Consider the following 11,038-nt stretch of genomic DNA (forward strand, 5'->3'; position numbering starts at 1 on the left):
CAGTCAGCGCGAGTGCCGTGTGCGGTAGGCCTGCAGCACCTGGTCGATCACCGCGCTGGTGCGGGCGGCGCTGATGCCGTTCGATGGCGAGTGGCCGTTGCCGCGCAGCTCATCCACCAGAGTGGCGATCAACGGCTGCTGGATCGACGGCGGGTTCGGGATGTCGAACGCCTGCACGCCGGCCTCGGTCTCCAGAACCACCGGGATGTCCTCGAAGGTGGCAAAGCGCAGCTGCCCGCGGTCGCCGGTGATTTCGATCTCATCCTGACGGCGAAAGGCGCAGAAGCTCCATTGCGCGATGCCGTGCGCACCCGTCCCGGTGCGGAAGCACATCGAGACGCTGTCCTCGGCGGCGTAGGCGCCGGTCAACGAACTGGCCAGGCCGCGCACATCGCTCAGCGGTCCCAGCAGATGATCCAGCAGGTCCAGGGTGTGCGAGCCCAGATCGACGAACAGCCCGCCGCCAGCGATCGCCGGGTTGGTCCGCCAGAAGTCCGGCGATGCAGCGTTCGCCGAATGCGGCCGGTGCAGGGTGGCGCGCACGCTGCGCGGTGTGCCGATCGCGCCGCTGTCCAGCAACTGCTTCACCTGTGCGAAGCGGGGCAGGGCGCGGCGGTAGTAGGCGACGAACACCGGCACGCCGCTGCGGGCGCTGGCTTCAATGATGCGCTGGCACTCGCCGTGGTCCATGGCCATCGGCTTTTCGATGTAGACCGGCTTGCCCGCGGCAATCGCCTGCAATGCGTAGTGCATGTGCGTGGAGGGCGGCGTCGCAACGTAGATCGCGTTCACTTCCGGGTCGGCGATGAGTGCATCGGCGTCCGCGTACCAGCGGGGAATCGCATGGCGCCGCGCATAATCCTCGGCCAACGCCGCATTGCGGCGCATGACCGCGGCCACCCGTGAGCCCGGCGTGTTGGCCAGGGCCGGCCCGCTCTTCTTCTCGGTGACGCTGCCACAGCCGATGAAGCCCCACACCACGTTGTCCAGGATCATCACGATGCGTCCAGAAAAGGGAAGGTCCGCCGGGTTCAACCCAACAGTGAGCGTAATCGATCACCGGCGGAGGCGGAGACATCGGCACCGGTGGGCAGGAAGCAACGAAGCTGCCACTGCCGGGTCCGGATCGCGTCCTTTGCGGTCGGCGTGCTCCACGGCGGATAGACACGGAGGGCGCGCTTTCCGCCCTCGCCATCGCGCGACATCACGCCGCGCTCGATCAGCAGGTCACGACTGAAGATGAACTGCCCGCGCTGTGTTCCGTCGAAGACCGCGATCACCACGAAGTGCACAGCATCGGCTGCATCCAATGGAGCGATATCAGAACCGGGGGCGGGGCGCTTCCACAGGGTTACGAACTGGCCGGTCTTGGTGGGGGTGATCTTCGCGACGCGGAACACGATGCTGTGACCCTCAAGGGCAAAGCGGCAGGCACCGTACTCTGCGCTTTCCGCTTCCGCCACGATCGGTCCGGTCAACTGCAGCCCTGCGGGCAGGTAGAGATCGTGTAGTGCCGCAGTGGCGGCAGCAATGCCGCTCATGCTTCCGGCAGCGGCTCGGGCACCGTTCCGGGCACGAACACGCCTTCTTTCACGTAGGCGGCCAGGGTCATGTCCAGCGCAAGCATGCCGTCGCGCTTGAGGTCCATCAGTTCCGGTTCGACCATCGCGCCGTGCAGCACGCCCAGCACGGTGGCATGCAGCATGCGCGCGGCGATCTTGGGGTCGGCGCCTTCGCGCAGCTGGCCCAGATCGCGGGCGCGGCGCAGGGCGCGCTCCATCCGGTCCAGCGCATCGCGGAAACCGGCCTGCTGCATTTCGGTCAGTACCTTGGTGTCGGCCGACGCATCGCTGCGTAGCATGATCTCCATGGTCTTGCGCAGGCGCTCGTCCTCGGACAGCTCGATGAACGAGTGGATCATCACCGCGCGCAGGTCGTGCACCGGGGTGTCGCGCTGGTCGGTGGAGGTGCGCTCCAGTTCCTGCATGAAGGGCAGGTGCACCCGTTCGACGATCGCGGCCAGCACCTCGCTCTTGTTCTTGAAGTGCCAGTACACCGCGCCACGGGTATAGCCGGCGCGGGCACCGATCATCTCCAGCGTGGTACGGGCCACGCCGTGTTCATGGAAGCAGGCTTCGGCGGCGTCAAGGATGCCTTCCCGGGTTGCCTGGGTGTCCTCTTTGGTCTTGCGGGCCATGGGTAGGGTACGAGTGCGGGTGAAACGTGGCTGAATTGTACCGGTTTACAAACAAACAAGCATGTATGTATATTTCGCACCCATCATTCCCGTCGTGTGCGTGGCAGGCCCGTCCGGCTCCCACTCCACCCGGGTGGGCGCGATCTGCGGGGCTTTCGCCGGAACACGGGGGAGCCGTCGTATCAGTGTCTTCTGAGATTCCTTCCTCCAAGAGCCTTTCCGTCATGTTGCTGAGCCGAATCCGACCCTTTGCACTGTCGCTGGCAATCGCCGCGACCGTGGCTGCCTGCGGCGGCCAACCCCAGGCCCCCGAACAGGGCCCGGGTGACGTCACTGTGGTCACGCTGAAGTCCGAAACCGTGGGCCTGACCCGCGAACTGCCGGGCCGTACCAATGCCTTCCTGGTTGCCGAAGTGCGCCCGCAGGTCAATGGCATCGTCGCCAAGCGCCTGTTCACTGAAGGTGGCATGGTCAAGGCCGGCGAGCCGCTGTACCAGCTCGACGACGCCAGCTACCGCGCCCAGGCCAACAACGCCCGCGCCCAGCTGGCCCGCGCCGAAGCCACTGCCAATGCCGCCCGTCTGAGCGCCAAGCGCATCACCGAGTTGGCCAAGGTGGACGCGGTCAGCCAGCAGGACCTGGAAAACGCCGTGGCTGCGCAGAAGCAGGCCGAGGCTGACGTCGGTGCCGCCAAGGCCTCGCTGGATGCGGCCAACGTCACCCTCGGCTACGCCCGCATCACCGCGCCGATCAGCGGCCGCATCGGCAAGTCCAGCGTCACCCAGGGTGCGCTGGTCAACGCCGGCCAGGCCAATGCACTGGCCACCGTGCAGCAGCTGGACCCGATCTATGTCGACCTGACCCAGTCCTCGGCCGAGCTGCTGCAGCTGCGCCGCGAACTGGCCGCCGGCCGTCTGCAGGACAACCAGACCCTGCCGGTCAGCATCCTGATGGAAGACGGCAGCACCTTCGAGCACAAGGGCACGCTGGAGTTCTCTGAAGTCAGCGTCGATCCGGCCACCGGCAGCTTTGGTCTGCGCGTGAAGGTGGACAACCCGGACGGTCTGCTGATGCCGGGCATGTACGTGCGCGCGGTGATCGGCGGCGGCGTGCGCAGCGATGCGGTGCTGGTACCGATGGCCGGCATCGCCCGCGATCCGAAGGGTGACACCTCCGCGATGGTGGTCGACAAGGACAACAAGGTCGAAGTGCGCCCGGTCAAGGTCAGCCGCACGGTTGGCGACAAGTGGCTGGTCGAGGACGGTCTGAAGGCCGGCGACAAGGTCATCGTCGAAGGCCTGCAGAAGATCGGCCCCGGCGTGCCGGTCAAGGCCACCGAGAAGGGCGCTGCGCCGGCCAAGCCGGCAGCCGCCGCCCAGCCTGCCGCTCCGGCCGGCGACGCGAAGTAAGCGGAGAACCCCATGGCACGCTTTTTCATCGATCGACCCATCTTTGCATGGGTGATCGCCATCATCATCATGCTCGCCGGCGGCCTGGCCCTGTTCAAGCTGCCGGTCTCGATGTACCCCAACGTCGCACCGCCGGCGGTGGAAATCAGCGCCACCTATCCGGGTGCATCGGCCAAGGTGGTCGAGGACTCGGTGACGCAGATCATCGAGCAGAACATGAAGGGCCTTGATGGCCTGATCTACTTCTCCTCCAACAGCTCGTCCAATGGCCAGGCCACCATCACCCTGACCTTCGAGAGCGGCACCAACCCGGACATCGCCCAGGTGCAGGTGCAGAACAAGCTGCAGCTGGCCATGCCGCTGCTGCCGCAGGAAGTGCAGCGGCAGGGCATCAACGTGGCCAAGTCCAGCTCGGGCTTCCTGAACGTCATCGCGTTCGTGTCCGAGAACGGCAGCATGGACGCCAACGACATCGCCGACTACGTCGGTTCCAATGTCGTCGACCGTCTGAGCCGCGTGCCGGGCGTGGGCAACATCCAGGTGTTCGGTGGCAAGTACGCCATGCGTATCTGGCTGGACCCGAACAAGCTGCACACCTACGGCCTGTCCGTTGCGGAAGTGACCGCAGCGATCAAGGCACAGAACGCCCAGGTGGCCATCGGCCAGCTCGGCGGCGCGCCGTCGATCAAGGGCCAGCAGCTCAACGCCACCATCAACGCGCAGTCGCGCCTGCAGACCCCGGAACAGTTCCGCAACATCATCGTGCGCGGTGCGCAGGACGGTGCCGAGCTGCGCCTGGGTGATGTCGCCCGCGTCGAGCTGGGTGCGGAATCGTACGACTTCGTCACCCGCTACAACGGCCAGCCGGCCAGCGGCCTGGCGGTCACCCTGGCCACCGGCGCCAACGCGCTGGATACCGCCGCCGGCGTGGACGCCGCGCTGCAGGACATGAAGAGCTTCTTCCCGGCCGGCCTGAAGGCCGAGATCCCGTACGACACGACCCCGTTCGTGCGCGTGTCGATCAAGGGCGTGGTGCAGACCCTGATCGAAGCGATCGTGCTGGTGTTCGTGGTGATGTACCTGTTCCTGCAGAACTTCCGCGCCACCCTGATCCCGACCATCGCCGTGCCGGTGGTGCTGCTGGGTACCTTCGGCGTGCTGGCGATGCTGGGCTTCTCGGTGAACATGCTGACCATGTTCGCGATGGTGCTGGCCATCGGCCTGCTGGTGGACGATGCCATCGTGGTGGTGGAGAACGTCGAGCGCATCATGTCCGAGGAAGGACTGTCGCCGCTTGAAGCGACCCGCAAGTCGATGGGCCAGATCACCGGTGCGCTGGTGGGCATCGGCCTGGTGCTGTCGGCAGTGTTCGTGCCGATGGCCTTCATGAGCGGCTCCACCGGCGTGATCTACCGCCAGTTCTCGGCCACGATCGTTTCGGCGATGGCGCTGTCGGTGCTGGTCGCGATCGTGCTGACCCCGGCGCTGTGCGCGACCATGCTCAAGCCCCTGAAGAAGGGTGAGCACCACGTCGCACACAAGGGCTGGTCCGGTCGCTTCTTCAATGGCTTCAACCGTGGTTTCGACCGCACCAGCGAAAGCTACCAGCGTGGCGTGCGCGGCATCATCCACCGTCCGTGGCGCTTCATGGGCATCGTGGCGGCACTGTTCGTGCTGATGGGCGTGCTGTTCGTGCGCCTGCCCAGCTCGTTCCTGCCCAACGAAGACCAGGGCGTGCTGATGGCGCTGGTGCAGGCGCCGGTCGGTGCCACCCAGGAACGTACGCTGGAATCGATCGCGGCACTGGAAAACCACTTCCTGCAGAACGAGAAGGATGCGGTGGACTCGGTGTTCTCGGTGCAGGGCTTCAGCTTCGCCGGCATGGGCCAGAACGCGGGCATGGCATTCGTCAAGCTGAAGGACTGGAGCGAGCGTGATGCCGACAATGGCGTGATGCCGATCACCGGTCGTGCGATGGCGGCACTGGGCCAGATCAAGGATGCCTTCATCTTCGCCTTCCCGCCGCCGGCCATTCCGGAGCTGGGTACCGCCTCGGGTTACACCTTCTTCCTGAAGGACAACAGCGGCCAGGGCCACGAGGCCCTGGTGGCCGCGCGCAACCAGCTGCTGGGCCTCGCTGCCGGCAGCAAGAAGCTGGCCAACGTGCGCCCGAACGGCCAGGAAGACACGCCGCAGTTCCGCATCGACATCGATGCGGCCAAGGCGACTTCGCTGGGACTGTCGATCGACCAGGTCAACGGTACGCTGGCCGCTGCATGGGGTAGCTCGTACATCGACGACTTCGTCGATCGTGGCCGCGTCAAGCGTGTGTTCGTGCAGGCCGACCAGCCGTTCCGCATGGTGCCGGAGGACTTCGATCTCTGGTCCGTGAAGAACGACAAGGGCGAGATGGTGCCGTTCAGCGCGTTCGCCACCAAGCACTGGGACTACGGTTCGCCGCGTCTGGAACGCTACAACGGTGTGTCGGCGATGGAAATCCAGGGCGAACCGGCCCCGGGTGTTGCCTCCGGTGATGCCATGGCCGAGATCGAGCAGCTGGCCAAGCAGCTGCCGGCGGGTTTCGGCATCGAATGGACGGCGATGTCCTACCAGGAACATCAGGCCGGCTCGCAGACGCCGCTGCTGTACACGCTGTCGCTGATGATCGTGTTCCTGTGCCTGGCCGCGATGTATGAAAGCTGGAGCGTACCGACCGCGGTGCTGCTGGCGGCCCCGCTGGGTATCCTCGGCGCGGTGCTGGCCAACACCTTCAAGGGCCTGGAACGCGACATCTACTTCCAGGTGGCGATGCTGACCACCGTGGGCCTGACCAGCAAGAACGCGATCCTGATCGTCGAGTTCGCCAAGGAGAACCTGGAGAAGGGCGCAGGCCTGATCGAATCGATCATGCATGCCGTGCGCGACCGCCTGCGTCCGATCGTGATGACCTCGCTGGCCTTCGGCATGGGCGTGGTACCGCTGGCGATCTCCACCGGTGCCGGCTCCGGTGCCAAGCAGGCGATCGGCACCGGCGTGCTCGGCGGCATGATCGTCGGCACCGTGCTCGGCGTGTTCTTCGTGCCGCTGTTCTTCGTGGTGGTGCAGCGCGTGTTCAAGCGCAAATCCTCCACGTAAGCGAAACGGTAATGCCGGCCGCTGGCCGGCATTGCCTCCTGCCATCCGGCAGTACCGATGGAAGTCATTCCCATGAAAAGTGCATCCCTGTTCCTTTCCATTGCCGCCGCGCTCGCGCTGGCCGGCTGCTCCACCCTGGTGCCGAAGGACACCGCTGTCGCTCCGGCGATTCCGGCGCAGTGGCCGGCCGAGGCCGCGCAGGGCGAGGTGGCCGATGTCGCCGCCGTCGGCTGGCGCGACTTCTTCACCGATGCGCGCCTGCAGCAGGTGATCGACCAGTCGCTGCAGAACAACCGCGACCTGCGTGTGGCGGTGCTCAATGTTGAACGTGCGCGTGGTCAGTACCGCGTGCAGCGCGCCGATCGCGTGCCGGGCGTGGCCGTTACCGGCCAGATGGATCGCCGTGGTACCGACGCCGGTGTCACCGAGCAGTTCACCGCCGGTGTCGGCGTGGCCGAGTTCGAGCTGGATCTGTTCGGCCGCGTGCGCAATCTCAGCGAGGCCGCCCTGCAGCAGTACTTCGCCGTAGCCGCCAACCGTCGCAACGCGCAGCTGAGCCTGGTGGCCGAGACCGCGACGGCGTGGCTGACCTATGGCGCCGATGCGCAGCGGCTGAAGATCGCCGATGCCACGCTGAAGACCTACGAGGATTCGCTGCGCCTGGCCGAGGCCCGCCATGAGCGTGGTGGCAGTTCGGCGCTGGAACTGACCCAGACCCGTACCCTGGTCGAGACCGCGCGCACCGATGCCGCGCGCCTGCGCGGGCAGCTGGCCCAGGACCGCAACGCGCTGGCGCTGCTGGCCGGTGGCCAGCTGGATCCGGCGCTGCTGCCGGACAGTATCGAGCCGCAGCTGCTGGCGCTGGCACCGCCGCCGGCCGGCCTGCCCAGCGACGTGCTGCTGCAGCGCCCGGACATCATGGCCGCCGAGCACCAGCTGCTGGCCGCCAATGCCAACATCGGCGCGGCACGTGCGGCGTTCTTCCCGAGCATCTCGCTGACCGGCAGTATCGGCAGCGGCTCGAGCGAACTGTCCAACCTGTTCGACAGCGGCACCCGCGTGTGGAGCTTCCTGCCGAAGATCACCCTGCCGATCTTCCAGGGTGGCAAGCTGCGCGCCAACCTGGCCATCGCCAACGCGGACCGTGACATCGCGCTGGCGCAGTACGAGAAGTCGATCCAGGTGGGCTTCCGCGAAACCGCCGATGCGCTGGCGTTGAATGTCAGCCTGGACGAGCAGGTGAGTTCACAGCAGCGCCTGGTGGACGCGGCCGAACAGGCCAACCGCCTGTCGCAGGCACGTTACGACGCGGGGCTGGACAGCTTCGTGACCCTGCTCGATGCGCGGCGGACCGCCTACAACGCGCAGCAGACCCAGCTGCAGGCGCAGCTGGCGCAGCAGGCCAACCGCATCACCCTGTACAAGGTGCTGGGCGGCGGTTGGCACGAACGCGGCTGAAGGACAGCCGGCCAGCGGCCGGCTCTACCTTGATGATCGATGGTAGTGCCGGCCGCTGGCCGGAATTGTCATTCCGGGGCCCGCTATACCGCTTCGTCGTCGCGCCGCGCCACATGGCAGGCGCGGACCCGTGCCAGCGCGTCGCCGGCTTCGCGCGCCATCTGCTCGTACTCGCGCCGGATCTCTTCCAGCCGTTCCTCGTCCAGTTCTTCCAGATCCAACAGTTCGTTGTTGGCTTCGGCCGTCGCGCGGATCAGCTCGTCCAGCTTGATCTGCATCGCGGCGGTATCCGCGTTCTGCGTGTGCTGGATCAGGAACACCATCAGGAAGGTGATGATGGTGGTGCCGGTGTTGATCACCAGCTGCCAGGTATCGTTGAAACCGAACACTGGACCGCTGATGCCCCAGATCACCACGATCGCTACCGCGGCCAGGAAGGTCCACGGCGAGCCGGTGGCGGCCGCGGCCTTCTTGGCGATCGTATTGAACAGGTTGCGTGCTTTCATCGTCGTCGTCCCACTCAGGTGACGAGGATGATCGGCAGGGTCTCGTGCAGGCGCTGTGCAGCTCAGGCGCGCAGGCGTGGCGCGTCCTGCAGGCGCACCGGGCTGGTCTGGTAGACGTGCTGCCAGCAACGGTCGACGAATTCGCGGGCCTGGGCTTCGCTCAGGCGCGGCATGATCTGCAGGGCGTACTGGGTCTGGAACATCTCGTCGCGCTGTGCATTGCTGGCGCGCGGCTGGGTGATCAGCGAATCACAGGCGAACTTGATCCACGGCACGTACGAGCCGAACGAGTTGTGCGGTAGTGCGCCGTCGGCATGCTGGCGGCGCCAGTGGTCAAGCTCGGCGTCAACGTTGATGACCGGGGGAATGGTGGGGACTTCGGCGTGCATGTCGATCCAATCGGTTGAAGTGGATGGGAGTGGGGGTTCATCGCAGTGTGGCGTATGCGCCGGTGCAAGCCGTGTCAGCGCGGCGTGGAGCCGGCGTTGCGATTGCCTATCAATTGCGCATGCTCGACCGCGCCCATTTCTTCGGCCATGTCGGCCATGGCATTGCACAGGCGCTCATGGTCGAGCGGACGGCCACGCACCAGTTCCAGCTGCAGGCCCTGGTAGGCAGACCAGAACAGGGCGCCACGCTGGTGCAGCGCGTATTGCTGCTGCAGGCGGTCGCGGATGGCGTCAAGGATCGGGTCGGGCGTGGGGCGTACGGCGTGCGCGCACATGGCTGGCTCCGCCGGGGAAAGGAGTCCCGGTAACCCCACCCTAGGCGCGGCAGCCGGGTGGGGTGTTACCGCAGCGTGTGCGCGTTGCGCAGCTGACTGTGCGCGGGTTCACGGCAATGGCCGCAAACGCTGCCGGCACTAGGGCGTGCCGGCACTGAAGCGTTCATTAAGCGGGTTCAACAGGAAACTGCGTGGTGTTCATTCACCGATGTCTTCGTTCCAGATCTCCGGATACTGCGCGATGAAGCCGCCCAGCAGGTCCACGCATTCCTGGCTGTCCAGATCGATCACGTTGACGCCGTTTTCCCGCAGCCAGTCGATGCCGCCCTGGAAGGTGCGCGATTCGCCCACCACCACGGTGCCGATGTTGAACTGGCGCACCAGCCCCGAGCAGTACCAGCACGGGGCCAGGGTGGTGACCATGATGGTGTCCTGGTAGCGGCGCTGGCGGCCGGCCTTGCGGAACGCATCGGTTTCGCCGTGCACCGACGGGTCGCCTTCCTGCACGCGGCGGTTGTGGCCGCAGCCGAGCAGGCGGCCGTCGTTGTGGTACAGCGCCGCGCCGATCGGCACGCCGCCTTCGGCCAGGCCCTGGCGGGCTTCGGCGATGGCGGTCTGCAGCAGGGCCTGGTAGTCGGGCGTGGTGATCATGCGGGGCTCCGGTAAGTCGTGGCCCGCCATGATACGGGCAGGGGGTGCCGCTGGCCCTCGGCGGTGCGATAATCGGGGCCATGAGCGAATCCCCCTACAAAGCCGGTACCACCCATTTCGGGTTCCGCGACGTCGCCGCCAAGGACAAGCAGAAGCTGGTCGGCCAGGTGTTCACCTCGGTCGCGCGCAACTACGACCTGATGAACGACCTGATGAGCCTGGGCGTGCACCGGGCGTGGAAGCGCTACTACGTGGCCACCGCGCAGGTGAAGCCGGGCGACCGCGTGCTCGACCTCGCCGGGGGCACCGGCGACATCGCCGCCCTGCTGAAGGAGCGCGTCGGCGCCGAGGGTTCGGTGGTGCTGGGCGACATCAACGCCGGCATGCTGTCGGTCGGCCGTGACCGCCTGACCAACCGCGGCCTGGTGCTCGGCCTGGACTACGTGCAGTGCAACGCCGAAGCCCTGCCGTTCCCGGACAACAGCTTCGACCTGGTCACCATCGCCTTCGGCCTGCGCAACGTGACCGACAAGGACGCTGGCCTGCGCGAGATGTACCGCGTGCTGAAGGTGGGCGGCCAGGCCCGCGTGCTGGAATTCTCCGAAGTCACCGCCGACTGGTTCAAGCCGATCTACGACTTCCACTCGTTCAAGGTCCTGCCCAAGCTGGGCAAGCTGTTCGCCAACGATTCGGACAGCTACCAGTACCTGGCCGAGAGCATCCGCAAGCACCCGCCGCAGGATGAACTGAAGGCGATGATGGGGCAGGCCGGTTTCGAGCGCTGCCACTACAAGAACCTGACCGGCGGCATCGTTTCGATCCACTCCGGCTACAAGCTGTAAGCCCGATGTTCCGGTAGTGCCGGCCGCTGGCCGGCATCTGCGCGGCCAATCACCGGGCGACGGGGTTGCAGGCCAGCAGCCGGCACTACCGGTGCTGTGCCCGCCATTACCCCGCA

Annotated in this window: 11 protein-coding genes; 4 read left to right on the forward strand and 7 right to left on the reverse strand. The window is 66.3% G+C overall.

Features of this window, described 5'->3' with window-relative positions:
* Positions 1-3: 3 nt before the first annotated feature.
* The 3 genes from ACJ7C5_RS18465 to smeT are packed head-to-tail and all read right to left on the reverse strand — an operon-like array spanning position 4 to position 2,197.
* Positions 4-996, reverse strand: a complete 993-nt coding sequence (locus tag ACJ7C5_RS18465) for a Gfo/Idh/MocA family protein (protein ID WP_412704731.1) — start codon at positions 994-996, stop codon at positions 4-6.
* 35 nt (positions 997-1,031) lie between these two features.
* Complete coding sequence (locus ACJ7C5_RS18470) at positions 1,032-1,541, reverse strand: MepB family protein (protein WP_049399243.1); 510 nt, start codon at positions 1,539-1,541, stop codon at positions 1,032-1,034.
* Positions 1,538-2,197, reverse strand: a complete 660-nt coding sequence (gene smeT, locus ACJ7C5_RS18475; RefSeq protein WP_111202805.1) for an efflux transporter SmeDEF transcriptional repressor SmeT — start codon at positions 2,195-2,197, stop codon at positions 1,538-1,540. The genes ACJ7C5_RS18470 and smeT overlap by 4 nt, the downstream gene beginning before the upstream one ends.
* A gap of 224 nt (positions 2,198-2,421) precedes the next feature.
* On the opposite strand from smeT, the gene smeD reads away from it, so the two are divergent.
* The 3 genes from smeD to smeF are packed head-to-tail and all read left to right on the forward strand — an operon-like array spanning position 2,422 to position 8,199.
* Positions 2,422-3,606, forward strand: a complete 1,185-nt coding sequence (gene smeD, locus ACJ7C5_RS18480) for a multidrug efflux RND transporter periplasmic adaptor subunit SmeD (RefSeq protein ID WP_412704732.1) — start codon at positions 2,422-2,424, stop codon at positions 3,604-3,606.
* Positions 3,607-3,618: 12 nt separating this feature from the next.
* Positions 3,619-6,741 (forward strand): multidrug efflux RND transporter permease subunit SmeE, encoded by a 3,123-nt coding sequence (gene smeE / locus ACJ7C5_RS18485; protein WP_412704733.1) that lies wholly within the window; start codon positions 3,619-3,621, stop codon positions 6,739-6,741.
* A 57-nt stretch (positions 6,742-6,798) separates the two neighbouring features.
* Positions 6,799-8,199: a multidrug efflux RND transporter outer membrane subunit SmeF gene (gene smeF / locus ACJ7C5_RS18490; protein ID WP_125426601.1), complete on the forward strand. Its 1,401-nt coding sequence runs from the start codon at positions 6,799-6,801 to the stop codon at positions 8,197-8,199.
* An 83-nt stretch (positions 8,200-8,282) separates the two neighbouring features.
* On the opposite strand, the gene ACJ7C5_RS18495 is transcribed toward smeF, so the two are convergent.
* From ACJ7C5_RS18495 to ACJ7C5_RS18510, 4 genes are all read right to left on the reverse strand, one after another.
* Positions 8,283-8,705, reverse strand: a complete 423-nt coding sequence (locus ACJ7C5_RS18495; RefSeq protein ID WP_014038527.1) for a low affinity iron permease family protein — start codon at positions 8,703-8,705, stop codon at positions 8,283-8,285.
* 62 nt (positions 8,706-8,767) lie between these two features.
* On the reverse strand, positions 8,768-9,094 hold the full coding sequence (locus tag ACJ7C5_RS18500) for a hypothetical protein (protein WP_014038526.1): 327 nt from the start codon (positions 9,092-9,094) through the stop codon (positions 8,768-8,770).
* Between the two features lie 74 nt (positions 9,095-9,168).
* On the reverse strand, positions 9,169-9,429 hold the full coding sequence (locus ACJ7C5_RS18505; RefSeq protein ID WP_412704734.1) for a hypothetical protein: 261 nt from the start codon (positions 9,427-9,429) through the stop codon (positions 9,169-9,171).
* A gap of 198 nt (positions 9,430-9,627) precedes the next feature.
* Complete coding sequence (locus tag ACJ7C5_RS18510) at positions 9,628-10,080, reverse strand: nucleoside deaminase (RefSeq protein ID WP_094002387.1); 453 nt, start codon at positions 10,078-10,080, stop codon at positions 9,628-9,630.
* Between the two features lie 80 nt (positions 10,081-10,160).
* Here ACJ7C5_RS18510 and ubiE point away from each other — a divergent pair, with 80 nt between their 5' ends.
* Entirely contained in the window at positions 10,161-10,922 is a 762-nt protein-coding gene (ubiE, locus tag ACJ7C5_RS18515; RefSeq protein WP_412704735.1) for a bifunctional demethylmenaquinone methyltransferase/2-methoxy-6-polyprenyl-1,4-benzoquinol methylase UbiE, read from the forward strand.
* The last annotated feature ends 116 nt before the right edge of the window (positions 10,923-11,038 follow it).

This window comes from Nocardiopsis yanglingensis (assembly GCF_045809185.1).
GTDB lineage: Bacteria > Pseudomonadota > Gammaproteobacteria > Xanthomonadales > Xanthomonadaceae > Stenotrophomonas > Stenotrophomonas yanglingensis.

Bases quoted from the DNA above. Each gene is read 5' to 3' on its own strand.
- ACJ7C5_RS18465 (WP_412704731.1), bottom strand. From the start codon at position 996: ATGATCCTGGACAACGTGGTGTGGGGCTTCATCGGCTGTGGCAGCGTC.
- ACJ7C5_RS18470 (WP_049399243.1), bottom strand. From the start codon at position 1,541: ATGAGCGGCATTGCTGCCGCCACTGCGGCACTACACGATCTCTACCTG.
- smeT (WP_111202805.1), bottom strand. From the start codon at position 2,197: ATGGCCCGCAAGACCAAAGAGGACACCCAGGCAACCCGGGAAGGCATC.
- smeD (WP_412704732.1), top strand. From the start codon at position 2,422: ATGTTGCTGAGCCGAATCCGACCCTTTGCACTGTCGCTGGCAATCGCC.
- smeE (WP_412704733.1), top strand. From the start codon at position 3,619: ATGGCACGCTTTTTCATCGATCGACCCATCTTTGCATGGGTGATCGCC.
- smeF (WP_125426601.1), top strand. From the start codon at position 6,799: ATGGAAGTCATTCCCATGAAAAGTGCATCCCTGTTCCTTTCCATTGCC.
- ACJ7C5_RS18495 (WP_014038527.1), bottom strand. From the start codon at position 8,705: ATGAAAGCACGCAACCTGTTCAATACGATCGCCAAGAAGGCCGCGGCC.
- ACJ7C5_RS18500 (WP_014038526.1), bottom strand. From the start codon at position 9,094: ATGCACGCCGAAGTCCCCACCATTCCCCCGGTCATCAACGTTGACGCC.
- ACJ7C5_RS18505 (WP_412704734.1), bottom strand. From the start codon at position 9,429: ATGTGCGCGCACGCCGTACGCCCCACGCCCGACCCGATCCTTGACGCC.
- ACJ7C5_RS18510 (WP_094002387.1), bottom strand. From the start codon at position 10,080: ATGATCACCACGCCCGACTACCAGGCCCTGCTGCAGACCGCCATCGCC.
- ubiE (WP_412704735.1), top strand. From the start codon at position 10,161: ATGAGCGAATCCCCCTACAAAGCCGGTACCACCCATTTCGGGTTCCGC.